19 protein-coding genes are annotated in these 18,311 nt (G+C 59.7%); 9 read left to right on the top strand and 10 right to left on the bottom strand.

Features of this window, described 5'->3' with window-relative positions; genetic code table 11:
* Positions 1–52: 52 nt before the first annotated feature.
* Together K529_RS02430 and K529_RS02425 are read right to left on the bottom strand one after the other, a co-directional pair.
* Positions 53–448, bottom strand: coding sequence for a VOC family protein (locus K529_RS02430; RefSeq protein WP_005618673.1), 396 nt, complete (start codon positions 446–448; stop codon positions 53–55).
* 45 nt (positions 449–493) lie between these two features.
* The gene (locus K529_RS02425; RefSeq protein ID WP_005618671.1) at positions 494–910 is read right to left on the bottom strand and encodes an HIT family protein; all 417 of its coding nucleotides are present in this window, start codon (positions 908–910) and stop codon (positions 494–496) included.
* 299 nt (positions 911–1,209) lie between these two features.
* Here K529_RS02425 and K529_RS02420 point away from each other — a divergent pair, with 299 nt between their 5' ends.
* Positions 1,210–2,868 carry a cytochrome c oxidase subunit I gene (locus K529_RS02420; RefSeq protein WP_005618669.1) on the top strand — a complete coding sequence of 553 codons (1,659 nt, stop codon included), beginning with the start codon at positions 1,210–1,212 and terminating at the stop codon, positions 2,866–2,868.
* Between the two features lie 129 nt (positions 2,869–2,997).
* Complete coding sequence (locus K529_RS02415; protein WP_005618668.1) at positions 2,998–3,516, top strand: DUF2244 domain-containing protein; 519 nt, start codon at positions 2,998–3,000, stop codon at positions 3,514–3,516.
* 78 nt (positions 3,517–3,594) lie between these two features.
* On the opposite strand, the gene K529_RS02410 is transcribed toward K529_RS02415, so the two are convergent.
* Entirely contained in the window at positions 3,595–4,068 is a 474-nt protein-coding gene (locus tag K529_RS02410; protein ID WP_005618666.1) for a GatB/YqeY domain-containing protein, read from the bottom strand.
* 174 nt (positions 4,069–4,242) lie between these two features.
* Here K529_RS02410 and carA point away from each other — a divergent pair, with 174 nt between their 5' ends.
* Complete coding sequence (gene carA / locus K529_RS02405; RefSeq protein WP_005618664.1) at positions 4,243–5,403, top strand: glutamine-hydrolyzing carbamoyl-phosphate synthase small subunit; 1,161 nt, start codon at positions 4,243–4,245, stop codon at positions 5,401–5,403.
* A 130-nt stretch (positions 5,404–5,533) separates the two neighbouring features.
* Positions 5,534–7,324: a glycosyltransferase family 2 protein gene (locus tag K529_RS02400; protein ID WP_005618661.1), complete on the top strand. Its 1,791-nt coding sequence runs from the start codon at positions 5,534–5,536 to the stop codon at positions 7,322–7,324.
* Position 7,325: 1 nt separating this feature from the next.
* Here the strand turns inward: K529_RS02400 and K529_RS02395 are convergent, their stop codons facing one another.
* Complete coding sequence (locus tag K529_RS02395) at positions 7,326–7,976, bottom strand: GntR family transcriptional regulator (RefSeq protein ID WP_193600276.1); 651 nt, start codon at positions 7,974–7,976, stop codon at positions 7,326–7,328.
* A 126-nt stretch (positions 7,977–8,102) separates the two neighbouring features.
* Between K529_RS02395 and K529_RS02390 the strand changes: the two genes are divergently transcribed.
* The 3 genes from K529_RS02390 (at position 8,103) to K529_RS02380 (ending at position 10,361) form a co-directional block, all read left to right on the top strand.
* Positions 8,103–8,747 carry a pyrimidine 5'-nucleotidase gene (locus tag K529_RS02390; protein ID WP_005618657.1) on the top strand — a complete coding sequence of 215 codons (645 nt, stop codon included), beginning with the start codon at positions 8,103–8,105 and terminating at the stop codon, positions 8,745–8,747.
* Between the two features lie 84 nt (positions 8,748–8,831).
* The gene (locus tag K529_RS02385; RefSeq protein WP_009176789.1) at positions 8,832–9,080 is read left to right on the top strand and encodes a hypothetical protein; all 249 of its coding nucleotides are present in this window, start codon (positions 8,832–8,834) and stop codon (positions 9,078–9,080) included.
* An 84-nt stretch (positions 9,081–9,164) separates the two neighbouring features.
* On the top strand, positions 9,165–10,361 hold the full coding sequence (locus K529_RS02380; RefSeq protein WP_046002820.1) for a UbiH/UbiF family hydroxylase: 1,197 nt from the start codon (positions 9,165–9,167) through the stop codon (positions 10,359–10,361).
* 69 nt (positions 10,362–10,430) lie between these two features.
* Here K529_RS02380 and K529_RS02375 read toward each other — a convergent pair whose 3' ends face one another.
* The 3 genes from K529_RS02375 to K529_RS02365 form a co-directional block, all read right to left on the bottom strand.
* Positions 10,431–11,555 carry an aminotransferase class V-fold PLP-dependent enzyme gene (locus K529_RS02375; protein WP_005632930.1) on the bottom strand — a complete coding sequence of 375 codons (1,125 nt, stop codon included), beginning with the start codon at positions 11,553–11,555 and terminating at the stop codon, positions 10,431–10,433.
* Positions 11,556–11,677: 122 nt separating this feature from the next.
* Positions 11,678–12,136, bottom strand: a complete 459-nt coding sequence (locus K529_RS02370) for an Lrp/AsnC family transcriptional regulator (RefSeq protein WP_005632927.1) — start codon at positions 12,134–12,136, stop codon at positions 11,678–11,680.
* Entirely contained in the window at positions 12,133–12,588 is a 456-nt protein-coding gene (locus tag K529_RS02365; RefSeq protein WP_005632924.1) for an Lrp/AsnC family transcriptional regulator, read from the bottom strand. The genes K529_RS02370 and K529_RS02365 overlap by 4 nt, the downstream gene beginning before the upstream one ends.
* Positions 12,589–12,725: 137 nt before the next feature.
* On the opposite strand from K529_RS02365, the gene ilvC reads away from it, so the two are divergent.
* Positions 12,726–13,748, top strand: a complete 1,023-nt coding sequence (ilvC, locus tag K529_RS02360; RefSeq protein WP_005632920.1) for a ketol-acid reductoisomerase — start codon at positions 12,726–12,728, stop codon at positions 13,746–13,748.
* 194 nt (positions 13,749–13,942) lie between these two features.
* Positions 13,943–14,842, top strand: a complete 900-nt coding sequence (locus K529_RS02355) for a DMT family transporter (protein WP_005632913.1) — start codon at positions 13,943–13,945, stop codon at positions 14,840–14,842.
* Between the two features lie 151 nt (positions 14,843–14,993).
* Here K529_RS02355 and glmM read toward each other — a convergent pair whose 3' ends face one another.
* From glmM to K529_RS02340, 3 genes are read right to left on the bottom strand one after another with little or no spacing between them, the layout of a single operon-like run.
* Positions 14,994–16,337 carry a phosphoglucosamine mutase gene (glmM, locus tag K529_RS02350; protein WP_065317467.1) on the bottom strand — a complete coding sequence of 448 codons (1,344 nt, stop codon included), beginning with the start codon at positions 16,335–16,337 and terminating at the stop codon, positions 14,994–14,996.
* Between the two features lie 58 nt (positions 16,338–16,395).
* Positions 16,396–17,391, bottom strand: a complete 996-nt coding sequence (gene folP / locus K529_RS02345) for a dihydropteroate synthase (RefSeq protein WP_005659180.1) — start codon at positions 17,389–17,391, stop codon at positions 16,396–16,398.
* Positions 17,388–18,308: a dihydroneopterin aldolase gene (locus tag K529_RS02340; RefSeq protein WP_005659183.1), complete on the bottom strand. Its 921-nt coding sequence runs from the start codon at positions 18,306–18,308 to the stop codon at positions 17,388–17,390. Before K529_RS02340 ends, folP begins: the two co-directional genes overlap by 4 nt.
* Positions 18,309–18,311: the final 3 nt, after the last annotated feature.

Here is an 18,311-nt window from a genome sequence, read left to right as displayed (position 1 = left end):
GCGCCCGAAGCGCCCTTTTTCTTTGTCGCGGTGACGGCCCTCATAGAGTGCCTTAACGGAAACGCCCGCCTGCCTCGATCACTTCGATCTGATAGCCATCAGGGTCCGCAACAAAGAAGAACCGCGCGACACGCTCTCCGGCGGGGCGAAAATCCACGATATCACGCGGCGTGCCACCGGCCGCCTCGACCTTGGCGCGGGCATGTTCCAGATCCTCAACCACCAGCGCCAAATGGCCATAGCCATTGCCCAACTCATAAGGCTCGCTCTGTGCTTTGTTGATTGTCAGTTCCAACTCAAAGCTGCCTTCGGGCGCGGTCAGATAGATCAGCGTGAAATCATCGAAATCAAGACGGTCGGCGATCTCCATGTCAAAGGCCGCTTTGTAGAAGGCCACGGAGGCGGCCTCATCAAGGACACGGATCATACTATGTGCGATTTTGGCCACTATGACCTCCATTCAATTGTTTGAAATGTCGCGAGATCAGCGCCCTTAGAGCGCGGCGCGAATTTTCTCGGCGTGGGCGGCGATTGCATCCATATCGCCCATTTGCCCCGGCGCACGCGGAGAGACACCCTCGTGACGGGGCAACACATGGAAATGCAGATGGAAAACCTCCTGCCCGCCCGCAGCCTCGTTGAATTGCTGGATCGTAACCCCATCCGCATCAAAAGCAGCCTTGCTGGCCTGTGCGAGCTTTTGCACGGTGCGGATTACAGCCTCCAGTTGCGCGGAGCTGGCATCCAGCACGTTGCGGCAAGGTGTTTTGGGGATCACCAGCAGATGCCCGTCAACGCGTGGCATGATATCCATGAAGGCCAGCGTGTCGTCATCCTCATAGACGCGGGTGGAGGGGATCTCACCGCGCAGGATTTTTGCGAAAATATTGTCGTCATCATAGGCGGTCATGGTCGACTCTCTCCGTATCAAAGGCCCAACGCAGGCGTCATGCTTGGGTGTCGCAGTCTCTGCAGATGCGGTCAAGCAACTGGTCTATGCCCACCGCGACCGCTACGTTCGGGGCATCGCGTAGACCGGATTCGACCGTAATGCCGGCAAAAAACTCAAGGGGGCGCGACAATTATTCTTGATCCAGATCAAACTCCGCCATTGAAGGGCCGGGCAGGCCATTCTAAAACCGGCAAGAGTCCAGAGCCGCCGGGAATCTCTCGTGCGGTCTCTGAGGAGTATTAACAGGAGGCACCCAAATGGCAGACGCAGCCATTCAAGGTCACGGCCACGAAGACGAGCGGAGCTTTTTCACCCGCTGGTTTATGAGCACGAACCACAAGGATATCGGTATCCTTTACCTGATCGTTTCGGCGCTCACCGGCTTCATTTCCGTCGCATTCACCGTCTACATGCGACTCGAACTTATGGAACCTGGTGTTCAGTACATGTGTATGGAAGGCTTCGCCTCCGACCCCTGTACCCCGAACGGCCATCTCTGGAACGTGCTGATTACTGGCCACGGCATCCTGATGATGTTCTTTGTCGTCATCCCGGCCCTGTTCGGCGGTTTCGGCAACTACTTCATGCCGTTGCAGATCGGCGCGCCGGACATGGCGTTCCCGCGGATGAACAACCTTTCGTTCTGGATGTATGTGGCCGGTACCGCGCTGGCGGTGTGCTCGGTCTTTGCACCGGGTGGCAACAACCAGCTTGGCTCCGGTGTGGGCTGGGTGCTGTATCCGCCGCTTTCAGTCAAGGAAGGCGGTTTCTCGATGGATCTGGCGATCTTCGCCGTGCACGTCTCCGGTGCCTCCTCGATCCTCGGCGCGATCAACATGATCACCACCTTCCTGAACATGCGTGCCCCCGGCATGACGCTGTTCAAGGTGCCGCTGTTCAGCTGGTCGATCTTCGTCACCTCTTGGCTGATCCTTCTGTCCCTGCCGGTTCTGGCGGGCGCGATCACCATGCTGTTGATGGACCGCAACTTCGGGTTCACCTTCTTTGACCCCGCAGGCGGCGGCGACCCGATCCTCTATCAGCACATCCTGTGGTTCTTCGGCCACCCGGAAGTGTACATCGTGATCCTGCCGGGCTTTGGCATCATCTCTCACGTGATCGCCACCTTCTCGCGCAAGCCGGTGTTTGGCTATCTGCCGATGGTCTGGGCGATCATTGCGATTGGTGTTCTGGGCTTCGTCGTTTGGGCGCACCACATGTACACCGTCGGCATGAGCCTCAACCAACAGGCCTACTTCATGCTCGCCACTATGGTGATTGCGGTTCCGACCGGGGTGAAGGTTTTCTCGTGGATCGCAACCATGTGGGGCGGCTCCATCGAGTTCAAGGCACCGATGGTCTTTGCCTTCGGCTTCCTGTTCCTGTTCACCGTTGGTGGTGTGACCGGTGTGGTTCTGTCACAGGCTGCGGTCGACCGTGCCTATCACGACACCTATTATGTGGTTGCACACTTCCACTACGTGATGAGCCTTGGTGCGGTCTTTGCGATCTTCTCGGGTATCTACTTCTACTTCGGCAAGATGACTGGCCGTCAGTATTCCGAGCTGGGCGCGCAGATCCACTTCTGGATGTTCTTCATCGGCGCAAACCTGACCTTCTTCCCGCAGCACTTCTTGGGTCGTCAGGGCATGCCGCGTCGTTACATCGACTATCCCGAAGGCTTTGCATACTGGAACAAGATCTCGTCCTACGGCGCGTTCCTGTCCTTTGCCTCCTTCATCTTCTTCTTTGGTGTGGTGATCTATTCGCTGCTGCGTGGCGCACGCGTAACCCAGAACAACTACTGGAACGAATACGCTGACACGCTGGAATGGACCCTGCCCTGCCCACCGCCAGAGCACACCTTTGAAACCCTGCCTAAGCAGGAAGATTGGGACAAAGGCCACAGCCACTAAGCCTGGCCTGACCTAACCTGATCTGAAATCAAAACGCCCCGGAGCCTCCCGCTTCGGGGCGTTTTCTTTTGTGCCACCGATCCAGAACTGGCGGCCATTTCACTCGACAGCCTGCGCATGAGAGCTAAAATGCGCCCCATGCCCTATGACTGGACACGTCCCCCCAGCGATCAAGATGGCGAGTTGCACCTGTGGCCCCATCAATCGCTCCAACCCGAAGGCTATGTGCGCTTTCTGGGGGTGACGGCTGCGTTGATCACGGTGCCGCTGCTGCCACTGATGGGCACGCCGTTGTTCTGGGCGCTGATCCCATTTCTCACGCTGGCCGTATTCGGGATGAAATACGCCCTCGATCAGAACCGCCGCAATGCGCAGGTGCTGGAGGTGCTGCGTCTTGGGCCAAAGGACGCGGAGTTGATCCGCTCCGATGGACGCGGCAACACACAAAGCTGGCGTTGCAATCGCCATTGGGCCGAGGTCACCCTGCACCATGAACGCGGGCCGGTGCCTAACTACGTAACCCTGCGCGGTGCCGGTCGAGAGGTGGAGATCGGGGCCTTCCTGTCCGAAGACGAGCGCAAAGCACTATATGAGGATCTGCGAAATTCCATTCGTCAGAGCGCTGCCGTCACGTCACATCAGGACTAAACGGCAGCAAAAAACCCCGGCTCGCGTCTCGAACCGGGGTTTATCTATCTCTTGATTGTCACGCTCTGGGCGTTGGCCTCAGCAGCCACCAGCCGAGCAGAGCTGATCTTTGACCATCGGGCCAACTTTACCGAAATCCATTTGGCCGGTGTATTTGGCCTTCAGCGCGCCCATGACTTTGCCCATGTCGCGAATCGATTCGGCGCCGGTCTCATTCACAGCGGCTTTCACCGCATTGGACACCTCATCCTCCGAGAGCTGCTTTGGCAGAAACTCTTCGATGATCTCGATCTCATTCATCTCGCGCTCCGCAAGGTCGAGCCTTCCGCCCTCCTCATAGGCGCGCACGCTTTCTTTGCGCTGTTTGGTCATCTTACCGAGGATGGCGAGAATATCTTCGTCGCCGATGCCGCCCTCTTCGCCGTCACCGCGCGCTGCGATTTCACGGTCCTTGATGGCAGCATTGATCAGACGCAGAGTGCAAAGGCGTTCCATCGCCTTATCCTTCATTGCCTGCTTGAGGGCCTCGTTGACCCGAGTTCGCGTATCCATGTGTTCTCTTCGTCCATGTGGAACAAGAAGAGGCAGTATTAATCAAATCCACGGTAACATTCAAGCTCTCGGGATTGCACGCGACGCAGGCCCGTTATCGGCTTATCTGTGCTTGACCCCACGCTATGCGAGACTTATTGATGCGCGAATTTTGCCCGCATGGAGAGTCGAGTCATGGTCGAAACCGTTTCGCCGAAGCCAACCGCCTGCCTGGCCCTTGCAGATGGCACCGTGTTCTACGGACACGGGTTCGGCGCCACCGGGCGATGCGTGGCCGAGCTGTGCTTTAACACCGCAATGACCGGCTATCAGGAAATCATGACCGACCCCTCCTATGCGGGTCAGGTCGTCACCTTCACCTTCCCCCACATCGGCAACACTGGCGTCACCCCCGAGGATGACGAAACCGCCGACCCCGTCGCCGCGGGAATGGTCGTGAAATGGGATCCGACGCTGGCCTCGAACTGGCGCGCCACCGAAGAACTCAAGTCCTGGCTCACCCGCACCGGCCGCATTGCCATTGGCGGCGTCGATACCCGCCGTCTGACCCGTGCGATCCGCCAGCAAGGCGCACCGCATGTGGCGATGGAGCATAACCCGGACGGGAATTTTGACCTCGAAGCGCTGGTCGCCGCTGCGCGTGCATGGCCCGGCCTTGAGGGCATGGATCTCGCCAAGGACGTGACCTGCGCGCAATCCTACCGCTGGGACGAGATGCGGTGGGCCTGGCCCGATGGCTACAGCCGTCAGGAGGATCCAAAGCACAAGGTGGTCGCCATCGACTATGGAGCAAAACGCAACATTCTGCGCTGCCTTGCGTCCGCCGGATGTGACGTCACCGTGCTGCCTGCCACGGCGACCTCTGCAGAGGTCCTGGCACATAATCCCGATGGTGTGTTCCTCTCCAACGGTCCCGGCGACCCGGCAGCAACCGGTGAATATGCGGTGCCGATGATCAAGGACATCCTTGATAAAACTGACCTGCCGGTCTTTGGGATTTGTCTTGGTCACCAGATGCTTGCACTGGCATTGGGCGCAAAGACCACCAAGATGAACCACGGTCACCACGGGGCCAACCATCCGGTCAAGGAACACGGCACCGGCAAGGTTGAGATCACCTCGATGAACCACGGCTTTGCGGTCGATGCACAAACCCTGCCCGAGGGTGTGGAAGAGACGCATATCTCGTTGTTTGATGGCTCCAACTGCGGCATCCGCATGAAGGATCGCCCGGTTTATTCCGTCCAGCACCACCCCGAAGCCAGCCCCGGCCCGCAAGACAGCTTTTACCTGTTTGAACGTTTTGCGGAAGCAATGGCGGCGCGCAAGGCCTGATCAGCGGCCACAGCACAGTTCAAAACCGCCCGGTTGCCGCTGCAGCCGGGCGGTTTCTTTTACGGTGACTTTCCCATCTGTTGCGGGTGTTTAACTTAGACGCTGGCCACAGCTCTGTTAGCTATAAGCTATGGGCAAGAACCAGATGGACCTGCACCGGAGCAGCCGCGTGCTCTATCGCCGGTCGGCGCGACCGGGCAGTTTGCGTGATCCGCCGTCTTCCTTGGATCTGGGCAATCTCCACCAGCAGCATTTGGAAAATATCGCGCGGCTTGAAAACACTCGCCGCGCGGCTCAGTTGCAGCGGATCGGCACTGAGCGCCCCGATCAGGATATTCTTGCTCTGCGTCCTCCTGCCTTTTGGTTGCGACATCAGGCGGTGCCATTGGAAACCTTGGGGCATACCGCCCTGATCCTGATGGCTGACCCCACGGGGTTGCCGGAATTAAAACAAGAGCTTGCGGGGAATTTTCACGACCTAGTTCCCATACCGACCCCCGCGGCAGAGATTGAGGCAACCCTGCTTCAGGTGTTTCGGCAAAAGATGACACAAGCGGCGTCAAACAGCGTCTCCCCTGCTCTCAGCTGCCGGACGTTTGACTATCAAGCAGCCCGCGCCCCAGCGTTTGCGATTGCGGCGCTGTTTGTGCTGTTCGCATTACTGGTTCCGCAGGTCGTTATCGCTTTTCTGGCCTTTGGTGCGTTGTTGACCTTGGTATTGTTCACAACCCTCAGGATCACCGGTCTGCTGGCGGCCAGACGCGCAAACCAGCCCAAGATTGAGCCCCAGAACGCCGCCCCGATGATCTCCATGCTGGTGCCGCTTTATCGCGAGGCGGAAATTGGCAAACATCTGTTGCGCCGCCTGTGTCGCCTCACCTACCCGCGTGCCCGCATGGAGGTGCTCTTGGTGCTGGAAGAAAGTGATGAGGTCACGCGCAACGCCGTGAAGTGCGCTGATCTTCCCGACTGGTTTCGGGTGGTTGAGGTGCCGGGTGAGGGCTCTCTTACCACCAAACCTCGGGCGATGAACTACGCGCTGAACTTCTGTCATGGCGAGATCATCGGCATTTGGGATGCAGAAGATGCACCAGAACCAGACCAACTGGAAATCGCCGCGCAGGCGTTTTCCCACGCACCACCCGAAGTGGCCTGTTTCCAAGGGGTTCTGGATTTCTATAACCCCACCCGCAATCTGATCTCGCGTTGCTTTACGCTCGAATATGCGGGCTGGTTTCGGGTGCTGTTACAAGGCATCGCGCGGCTGGGGCTGGTGGTTCCGTTGGGCGGGACCACCCTGTTCATCCGACGCGATGCCCTCGAGAACCTCGGCGCGTGGGATGCACATAATGTCACCGAGGACGCCGATCTTGGCGTGCGCCTTGCCCGCGCAGGCTATCGCACAGAAATGCTGCCCACGACCACCTATGAAGAAGCCAACAGCCGCATCACCCCATGGATCAAGCAACGTTCACGTTGGCTCAAGGGGTTTATGATGACCTATCTGGTGCATATGCGCGCGCCCAAGCAGCTGCTGCGCGACATCGGCTGGTGGCGTTTTTTGGGCGTTCAGGCGTTCTTCCTCGGCACTTTGGGACAATTTCTATTGGCCCCGGTGTTGTGGAGTTTCTGGCTGGTGGCACTGGGCCTGCCACATCCGCTAGAGGGTGCGCTGCCGCCCGGAGCGCTGCACGTCACCGCCGGGGCGCTTGTGGTCTTTGAGGTGCTTAACTTTTGCATCTGGATCAGCGGTGCACGCGCATCAGGCCGCCCGTTGCTGGCCTTTTGCGCCCCGTTGATGCCACTCTATTTTGCGCTTGGCTGTTTTGCCGCCTACAAAGCCCTGTGGGAGGTTTTTGCCGCTCCGTTCTTTTGGGACAAGACCGCTCACGGTGATCACGGCGGCACGGCGGAGGAGTAAATCAGCCGCCGCGCGCACCTGCGTCCTGCTTAAGGCGCGTGGTGAAGGCGACCGAGATATGATCCTTCAACGCTTGCCCCGCCGCAGCCTCATCCCGGTTGGCGATGGCTGCGACGATTGCCTTATGCTCGTCTTGCGCAATACGCCCGCGCCCTTCGGCTGCCAGTGACGTGGTGGCCATCAACGCCATTGAGCGATGCACCAAATCCAGCTGCTGCACCAGATAGCGGTTATGTGAGGCCAGATGGATTTGCTGATGAAACCGCCGGTTTGCCTTGGCAAGCTCTACCGGTTTGTCGACCAGCGCATCATCTGCCGCGACCATATCGCGCAGAACCTGCACTTCCTCATCGGTGGCATGGCGCGCAGCCAGCGCCGCAGCCAGCCCTTCTAGCTCGCGCCGTACCACATAAAGCTCGGCCATCTGGTTGTGATCGAGGGAGGCCACAATCAGCGAACGGCCATCGCGTTCCAGCAAGCTCTGGGTTTCAAGCCGTTGCAATGCCTCGCGAATAGGGGTGCGCGACACGCCAAATCGATCGGCCAGATCGTTCTCCACCAGACGGTCGCCGGGTTTGAACATTCCAACGTCGATGGCGTCGAGGATCAGCCCATAGGCGTCTTTCTGGGTGCTGTTCTTCGTCTGGCTCATCGGCGCTTTGCCCTCCATTGCACCGCAACTTTCTACGCTTTGCCAGCGCTGCGATCAAGTCTGAGGCGGAATGCGCCTCATGCTAATCCATTGCGAATCCGAGACATAGCGCCTAGGTCTCGGATTATGGTCAAGCAATCCTTCTCTCATGTCGAACATTGGGTGTTCGATCTCGACAATACGCTCTATCACCCTTCGGCCCGACTGTTTGACCAGATCGAGGCGAAGATGATCACTTATGTGATGGACACGCTCGGGATCGATCATGGGGCCGCCGATAAGCTGCGCGGCGATTATTGGCGCAACCACGGCACTACGCTGGCGGGGTTGATGCAGGAACACAGTATCGACCCCGAGCCGTTTTTGGTGGCGGTACATGATATTTCGCTCGACCATCTGGAGCCCGATCAGATGTTGGCAGGCCATATCAAAGCCTTGCCGGGGCGCAAAATCGTCTACACCAATGGCTCTGCCCCTTATGCGGAGCGTGTTCTGGCCGCGCGGGGGCTCTCGGGGCTGTTTGACGGCATCTACGGCGTTGAGCACGCAGATTATCGCCCCAAACCAGAGCGCAGCGCCTTTGAACGGGTGTTTGCGCAAGCCGGCGTCGAGACCGCCAAGGCGGCGATGTTTGAGGATGACCCGCGCAATTTGACCGCGCCGCATGCGATGGGCATGCGCACGGTGCATGTGGCACCCGAGGTCTTTGAGGGCGATCACATCCATCATCACACCATGGATCTGACGGAATTTCTGGGCCACCTGCGGTAGCCTGTCGCAGCGACCAAAATGCACATGTTTTAGTCATGTTTTGCGCCCTATATCGCAGGGCGACACGACATGACGGAGCCTGACATGACCGCCTACACCCTGCCGCCGAAGCTCACGACCTTTGAGCGCATTATCTTTCGTGTGCCCGTGCTGGGCCGCATCTGGAAAGAGGTGAGCTATGGCGATGAGGGCAACATCTACTACGCGATTGCCACATTCATCAGCCTCTGGGGTATTTCCATCATGCTGTTTGGCCTGCCCGGCCTCTATTTACCTGCACTCGCTCTGGTGCCGGTGATGTGGATCATATTGATCCTGATTTCGCGCGGCTGATCCCCCTGCGGCACAGAGCCGCTTGTCATTCGCCCGCCCCGCGCCCTATGTCTCCCCTCATAGCAACAGCGCGGGGCCGAGGTGATGAGCGAGACATGTGACATCCTGATTTCCGGGGGCGGCATTGCCGGGCTGACCGCTGCGGCGACATTTGCAGCGCGCGGATTTTCCGTGATCTGCGTGGACCCGACGGCCCCTGTGACCGCGCGCGAGGATGCGGGCGCGGACCTGCGCACCACGGCGTTTCTGCAACCGGCAAAATCACTGCTGGAGGATGCTGGCCTCTGGGCGCGGTTGGCCCCTTATGCCGCACCTTTGCAGATTATGCGCATTATTGACGCGGGCGGTGCTGAACCTGAACCGCGTGTGGTGCGAGAGTTCAATGCCGAAGAGATTTCCGAATTGCCCTTTGGCTGGAACCTGCCCAACTGGCTGTTGCGCCGCGAAATGCTGTCGCGCATCAACGAGTTGGCCAATGCGGAATTTCGCCCCGGCGTTGGCACCCAAAGCCTGTTCACCCGTACGGGAGAGGCCCGTGTGACCCTGAGTGACGGCGCGCGTGTGCGGTGCAAACTGGTGCTGGCCTGTGATGGGCGCGCGTCCCCCATGCGCGAGGCGGCAGGGATCGAGGTGCAGACCACCCGTTACGGACAAAAGGCGCTGGCCTTTGCGGTGACCCATGATCTGCCGCATGAAAACGTGTCGACCGAAATTCACCGCACCGGTGGCCCCTTTACGCTGGTGCCCCTGCCGGATCTGGACGGGCGGCCCTCGTCGGCGATTGTCTGGATGGAAACAAATGCCAACGCCGACCGGCTCGCAGCCCTTGATGAAGCCGCATTTGAAGGCGAGATGAACACCCGCTCCTGCGGGGTTCTGGGGTCGCTGAAACTGGCCTCGCGCCGCACCCTTTGGCCCATCATCAGCCAGCGCGCCGAACAGCTGGTGGGCGAGCGTCTGGCATTGATGGCCGAAGCGGCACATGTGGTGCCACCCATTGGGGCACAGGGGCTCAATATGTCGCTGGCAGATTTGCGGGTGCTGATGGATCTGGTGGAGGCGCGCCCCGAGGGGCTGGGCGATCAGGCGATGCTGGATGCCTATGAGAAAGCCCGTCACAGCGACATCAAATTACGGGTCAGCGGTATTGATCTGCTGAATCGCGCGTCGATGATCGAGGCCCGTCCGCTCCGGGATTTGCGGGCCGGTGGGCTAAACGCGCTTTATTCCCTGCCGCAGGTGCGCAAGATGCTGATGCAGATGGGACTTGGCGTGCGATAGAAAACGGGCCTGTCCTGTGGGACAGACCCGTGCCTCCGGCGGAGGTATCTTTGAAAAGATGAAGCGGTGTCAGAGCACTTGGTCGAGCACGGTTTTCAGCCGCGACAGCGTGCCGTTGACGTCATAGAGCTTATCAAGACCAAAGAGGCCAAGGCGGAAGGTCATGAACCCCTCAGGCTCATCGACCGCGAGCGGCACGCCCGCGGCGATCTGCATGCCTTGGTCGGCGAATTTCTTGCCATTCTGGATCTGCGGATCGTCGGTGTAGCTGACAACCACGCCCGGCGCGCCAAAGCCTTCGGCCGCCACGGAGGTGACGCCTTTTTTCGCGAGCATTTCACGCACGCCATTGCCCAGTTTCCACTGCGCCTCGCGCAAGCGTTTGAAACCATATTCTTTGGTCTCCGCCATAGTATCACGGAACATGCGCAGCGCATCTGTGGGCATGGTGGCGTGATAAGCGTGGCCGCCGTCCTCATAGGCTTGCATGATCGCGCGCCATTTCTTGAGATCGAGGGCGAAACTGTCGGAGGTGGTCTCGTCCAGTCTCGCAAGCGCGCGTTTGGAGAGCATCACCAGCCCCGCAGACGGCGACGCGCTCCAGCCTTTTTGCGGAGCGGAAATCAACACATCGACACCGGTGGCCTTCATATCGACCCACGCGCAGCCAGAGGCGATGCAGTCCAGCACCATCAGCGCGCCGACCTCATGGGCGGCCTCCGCCATTTGAGTCACGTAGTCATCCGGCAGGATCACACCGGCCGCAGTTTCCACATGGGGCGCAAAGACGATGGCGGGTTTTTGGTCGCGGATCGCCTTAACGACCTCATCAATGGGGGCCGGAGCAAAGGGCGATTGCGCGGTATTGCCGGTCTGGCGCGCCTTCATGACACTGGCGGATTTGGTCAGGCCGCCTGTTTCAAAAATCTGGCTCCAGCGATAGGAGAACCAGCCATTGCGCACCACCAGCGTGTCCTGATTGCGGGCAAACTGGCGCGCGACCGCTTCCATCGCATAGGTCCCACCACCAGGCACCAGCGCGGTCGCATCTGCCTTGTAGACCTCTTTCAGCATGGCGTTGATGTCCAGCATCACCCGCTGGAACTCCTTTGACATGTGATTGAGGGACCGGTCGGTGAACACCACCGAGAACTCATCCAGACCATCAGGGTCGACTGCATCCAAGAGGGCCATGAGAAATCTCCTTGCTGCAATAGGGTCGGCTGAGGCCGGTTGTCTCTGTCATGGCAGAGCCGCCCCTCTGGCTCAAGCGCCACGTGGCTACAGCTCTTGTCGTAAAAGCCGTTAAATGCGCATCAGCCCAAGGGGCCGGGGCGGCGTTCTTCGGACAGGAGCACATTGGCGTCCACATTGCCCGCCCCCGGCAATGTCATGATCCGCCGCCGCAGGACGCGTTCGAAATCGGCAATGTCGCGGGCCACCACCCGCAGGCGATAGTCGTAAAACCCCAGCACATGCTCCACCGTCTGCACCTCCGGGATGGCCGAGACCGCGCGCTCAAAGTCATCAAGGCTGACACGCCCTTTGGTGGCCAGTTTGACGCCGACAAAAACGGTGACGCCGAACCCCAGTTTCTCCAGATCGAGATCTAGCACCCGATGCGACAGAATCCCTGCCTCCTCCAGTCGCTTGATCCGTCGCCATGTGGCGGGCTGGCTGAGGCCAAGCGCGCGACCAAGTGCGCCTGCGGTCTGGGTTGCGTCCTCCGACAGGGCCCGCAGGAGTGCCAGATCAATTTCATCCAATTCTATCATAGCGGCAGCGCCGTCCGTGTGGTGATCCGCGCCACATGCATCAGTGCCTCAATATCGGTGATATTCGGCAGTTGCAGGATGCGATCCCGATACAGCGCCTGATAGTGGGCCATATCGCGCGCAATCACGCTGAGGCGCACATCAACCTGCCCGAGGAAGGTTTGGATCTCCAGCACCTCCGGGATTTCGCGCGCGGCGGGGATGAATTCATCAAAAGCGCGTGGGTTGGTCTTATCAAGCGTCACCCGCAGTGAGACCTCAACCGCGTAGCCTAAGGCCTGCCAGTCGATGACCGCCCGCGTGCCCTTTACGACACCACCCTCACGTAACTTCTCCAGCCTGCGCGACAGGCGCGAGGCGGTGAGTCCCAGCCGATCTGCCAGATCCGGCAGCGATTGGATCGGGTCCTCCTGAAGATTGCGCAATATGCGCCTGTCGAGGTCATCAAGCATGATTGCTACGATAGTCTACATTATCACGAATAGATACCGCGAAAATTGGTGAATTCATACACGAATCGCTCTCGCATCACCCGCTCTGCCGCCTATGCTCGCTGACAGATAGAAACTCAGGTCAAAGGATTGATCCGATGCGTGTGTACTACGACCGCGACTGCGACGTGAACCTCATCAAGGAAAAGAAAGTCGCCATCCTCGGCTATGGCTCGCAAGGTCACGCGCACGCGCTGAACCTGCGTGACTCTGGCGCAAAGAACCTCGTGATCGCACTGCGCGAAGGCTCTCCTTCTGCCAAAAAAGCCGAAGCCGAAGGCCTGCAAGTGATGGGCATCGCCGAAGCGGCTGCCTGGTGTGACGTCATCATGTTCACCATGCCCGACGAGCTTCAGGCCGAAACCTACAAGAAATACGTCCACGACAACATCAAGCCGGGTGCGGCGATTGCATTCGCCCACGGCCTGAACGTGCACTTTGGCCTCATTGAGCCGAAAGAAGGCGTTGACGTCATCATGATGGCCCCCAAAGGCCCCGGCCACACCGTGCGCGGCGAATACACCAAAGGCGGCGGTGTGCCCTGCCTTGTGGCCGTTCACAATGACGCATCCGGCTCCGCACTCGAAACCGCGCTGTCATACTGCTCCGCCATCGGTGGCGGTCGCTCCGGCATCATCGAGACCAACTTCCGCGAAGAATGCGAAACCGACCTATTCGGCGAGCAGGCGGTTCTCTGTGGCGGTCTGGTTGAACTGATCCGCTGCGGGTTTGAAACCCTCGTTGAGGCAGGCTACGCGCCGGAAATGGCCTATTTCGAGTGCCTGCACGAAGTGAAGCTGATCGTGGACCTGATCTACGAAGGCGGCATCGCCAACATGGATTACTCCATCTCCAACACCGCCGAGTACGGCCAGTATGTCACCGGCCCGCGCATCCTGAAGTACGACGAAACCAAAGCCCGTATGAAGGAAGTCCTCGCCGACATTCAGCAGGGTAAATTCGTGCGCGACTTCATGCTGGAAAACGCCGTGGGTCAGCCGACCATCAAAGCGTCCCGTCGTGCCAACGACGAGCACGCGATCGAGGCCACCGGCGCCAAACTGCGTGAAATGATGCCTTGGATCTCTGCCGGCAAGATGGTCGACAAGTCCAAAAACTAAGGACCCCGTTTGCGGAGCTAAGACTCCGCAGCCCGGACCTCTGCAGGGCGCCTCGGGACACCGGGGCGCCTTTTTCACGGTGTGACACGCTTCGTTCTGGAACGAAGCATGCCTCATTGACCTTTCCTCGCACCAGAGGTCATCTGCCCGCACGGCACCCGAGTTCAGCCCGTGCACATTGTCAGGAGAAAATCATGCCGGAAATCGCCCCCCGTTACTGGGCCATGGTGGCCGCCTTAGGTCTCACTTGGGGCGGGACCTTCATGGTGGTCGAACTGGCACTGCGCGGGATCACCCCGTTTTGGCTCGCGTCCGGGCGGATCGGCTTTGCGGCGCTGTTGCTGACCGCGATCTGGGGCCTGCGCGGATTTCAACTGTTTAAAGACCGCCCAAACTGGTGGATTGTTATCTTCATTGGCGTCTTGAGCTCCACGCTGCCGTTCATCCTGATCAGCTGGGGCTTGCAGCATGTGACCTCCGGTTTTGCTGGGGTCAGCATGTCGGCCATCCCGCTGATGGTTCTGCCGCTGGCGCATTTCTTCGCCTCAGAACCCCTGACCCTGCGCCGCCTGATCGGTGTGGTCATCGGCTTCTTCGGGGTCGCTTTGCTGATCGGTGGACAAGCCTTTGAAAGCAACGGCTCCGATCTGGAGTGGGCCGGTCGCCTTACCTGCCTGACCGCTGCCGCCTGCTACGCGGTGTCATCCATATCCATGCGCCGCTTGCCAGAGGTCGACTCCGTTGGCCTTGCCGCAGTGCTGCTCTTGATCGGCACCTTTGGCATCATCCCCGCCGCATGGATGGTCGAAGGCCCGCCACCCGTCATCTCGTCAGAAACCTGGATGTGGTTGGCAATTTTAGGTCTGATCCCAACCGCCGGAGCAAACCTGTTGCGCGTCTTGGTCATTCGCGGTGCAGGACCAACCTTCATGAGCCTCACCAATTATCTGGTCCCTGTCTGCGCCGTTTTCTTTGGTGCGGTGTTCCTCAGCGAAGCCCTGCCGGGCACGCTTTTGTGGGCCTTGGGCCTGATCCTCGCAGGAGTAGCACTCAGCCAATACGGCGCCTTGAAACGCCTGTTTGGCCTGACCTGAGGCTCAGGCACTAAGGCAAAATTCCCACTTGTTCAGCTTTTCAAAAATATCCCGGGGGTGAGGGCTTCGCCCGAGGGGGCAGCGCCCCCTCTCGCGCGCCGAGTCAAAGGCTCGGCGCGCGGGTCCGCCCGGACACCCGGGCGGAAAAACCTCAACTCGTCGCCGCCTCCACAGCAGCGACCACATCATCCACCGCGCGGTTCAGGAGGTCTGGATCCTCACTCTCTGCCATCACTCGGATCAGCGGCTCAGTGCCGGATTTTCGGATCAAGAGACGCCCATGCCCATTGAGCTGCCCTTCCGCCTGCGCAATCGCATCCTGCACCGCATCCACCTCTAACGGTACCTGCCCCGCCTCAAAGCGTACATTTTTCAACAACTGCGGCACCGGTTCAAACTGCTGTGCCAACTCAGAGGCTTTCTGCTCCCGGCGCACCATCTCGGCAAGGAAATGCAGCCCCGCCATCAGCCCGTCGCCGGTTGTGGCATAGTCGCTCATCACGATGTGGCCGGATTGCTCACCACCGAGGTTAAAGCCGCCCTGCCGCATTCGCTCCACCACATAGCGGTCACCGACCCCTGTGCGCTCAAGGCCGATGCCACGATCATTCAGGAACCGTTCCAGACCGAGGTTGGACATCACCGTTGCCACCAGCGCACCGCCGCTCAACCGCCCGTCCTCAGCCCATGCGGACGCCAAAAGCGCCATCAGCTGATCGCCATCAGCAACGGTGCCGGTCTCATCGATCACCACCACCCGGTCCGCATCGCCATCAAGGCAGATCCCCACATGGGCACCATGCGCCACCACGGTTTCTGCGGCGACAGCGGGCTTGGTAGAGCCGCAGCCGCGGTTGATGTTCTTGCCGTCCGGCGACACACCTACCGGGATCACATCCGCGCCCAGTTCCCACAGTATTTCCGGAGCAGCTCGATGGGCCGCGCCATTGGCGCAATCGATCACCACCTTCAACCCGTCCAGACGCATATCGCGTGGCAAAGAGCTCTTTACCCGCTCTCCATAGCGAAAACGGGCATCATCAATCCGTTTTGCGCGACCGATATTGTGGGACTGTGCAGGCTCAACCCCCGCCTCGATCAGCGCTTCCAGCTCCAGTTCCACCTCATCGGAGAGCTTGTAGCCATCGGGGCCAAAGAATTTGATGCCATTGTCTTCGGCCGGATTGTGGCTGGCGGAAATCATCACACCCAGATCTGCACGCATCGAACGCGTCATCAGCCCCACCGCAGGTGTTGGCACCGGCCCCAGGAGCAGCACGTTCATCCCCGTCGAGGTCAGCCCCGCCGTCAGCGCGTTTTCAAACATATAGCCAGACAGCCGTGTGTCCTTACCGATCACCACCCGGTGCACGGTATCTGTTTCACGGCGAAAATACCGACCGACAGCTGCTCCAATACGCAGCGCCATCTCGGCAGTCATGGGATGCAGATTGGCCTTGCCACGCACCCCATCGGTTCCAAAGAGTTTGCGCATCAAAGCTGCTCCTCTGTCCGGCGCACCGCCGGAGGGTCCAACAGCTGCCGTAATCTCGTTATCTCGTGGCTTGCCACAGGCGCAGCGCCTGCGCCGTTTCCGCCACATCATGCACCCGTAGCAATTGCACGCCTTGGGCAAATCCCGCAAGTCCTACGGCAATAGAACCCGGCGCACGCCGTGCAGCTTGCGGTTCTTTGCCAATCGCGCCAATGAATCCCTTGCGCGAGACCCCCAGAAGGATCGGACAGCCAATACCGTGAAACAGGCTCAAATTGCGCAGAAGCGCCAAGTTATGCGCCTCGCTCTTGCCAAACCCGATGCCCGGATCAATGACAATCTGTTCACGCAAAACACCGATGGCCTCCAGTTGGTCCACCTGTGCGGCAAGGAAATCATAGACGTCGAGCACCACATTTTCGTAATGCGGGTTTTCCTGCATGGTTTGCGGATCCCCTTGTGCATGCATCACGCAGACCGGCACCCCAGCCTGTGCCGCCAGCGGCGCCAACGCGGCATCGAAGGTAAAGCCCGACACGTCATTGATCAGCGACGCGCCCGCCTCCAATGCTTCCATCCCCACAGTCGCTTTGCGGGTATCTATGGAAATCGCCACCTCGCTTGCCTCGCGGATCGCGGCGATCACTGGCGCGGTGCGGGTGATCTCTTCCAGCTCTTCGACCTCAGCCGCGCCGGGGCGGGTGCTTTCCCCCCCCACATCAATAATCGAGGCCCCGTCTGATACCATCTGCAAAGCCGCGTCGCGCGCTGAGGTCAGCTCGTCATGCTGACCGCCGTCAGAAAAACTGTCCGGAGTGACGTTGAGAATGCCCATGATATGCGGATGGGTCATATCGAGCCCGGCAATTGCGGCGCGGCGGCTCATCAGACGGAACCGGACCTCTTCTGGCAATAGACCCGCCGGCACGATACGGGGCGGGGCCAAACGATCTAAAACTTCGACCTCAGTGAACCAAAGCGCGCTGCCGGCAAGATGAATAGCGCCCTCGGGGCGCGCATCTCCATGACGAACCAGGGGGCGGTAGTAACTCACAGGTTATGTTGCTCCTCAGCATGGGCGCGCAGGGGCACACCGGGGTTGTCCGGGAGCTCCGCGCCGATCACGATCATTTCTTCTGCTTCGAAAGTAGAAGCGAACCACGCCGCAAGTGCAACCGCATTCGACGGCGGCTCGCTTGGCCCCTCGACCGCATCCAGAACAATCTTGGACGGCGCCCAGACGCAAATCTGGCCATTCTTCATCGCCCAGTCGAGCTCTGTGCGTGTTTCCACCACTTTGCAGCGTTCATCCCTAGCAGCCAAGCGCCATGCATTTTGCTCAATTGCCAGCAAATCAATGCGGCGCTGGGTCCATTTATGCCCGGTTTGCGGCAACGCCAGCTCATGCGCCCCCACACAGAGGATCAGTGGCCGTTCGCGGCATTCCATCTGGTCGATCCAGCCGGTCAGATTGTCACTGTCGATTGCGGTATTGGACAGGAACATCAGCCGAGGGTGTGGTTTGATGTCCTCTTCTGTCTCATGCGACACCTGATCCGAGGAACGCACGATCTCCACGCCGAGTTTGCCGGGACCTCGGTCCAATTTTTCGATACGCACAAACGCGCGCACCGCCTGCGGCTCCCACAGGATACGTTCCGCAACCCGCTCGGCGAGGGTTTCCAACAGCGCCAGACGTTCGCGGGCAAGCTCATGGGCAATAGCCTCTGTCACCTTGTCATAGGACAGGATGCGATCGACGTCGTCGTCCAGATCCGCAGGCAGCGGCGCAATCTCTACCACCACATTGAAACAGACCCGCTGCGTGGTGCCGCGCTCTTGCTGAAATGCGCCGATTTCAACCTCGACGATATGATCGCGCAGGGAAATCCGATCCAGCGGCCCCGGACGTGCCGTCGCGGCGGACCGCTCTGAGGGATGCGCGAAGGCGAGGTGGATATCGGAACTCATGGT

Source organism: Tritonibacter mobilis F1926, from assembly GCF_000376545.2.
GTDB classification, from domain to species: domain Bacteria; phylum Pseudomonadota; class Alphaproteobacteria; order Rhodobacterales; family Rhodobacteraceae; genus Epibacterium; species Epibacterium mobile.
The sequence above is the reverse complement of the archived record's forward strand: the minus strand, read 5'-3'. Positions and strand labels throughout refer to the sequence as shown.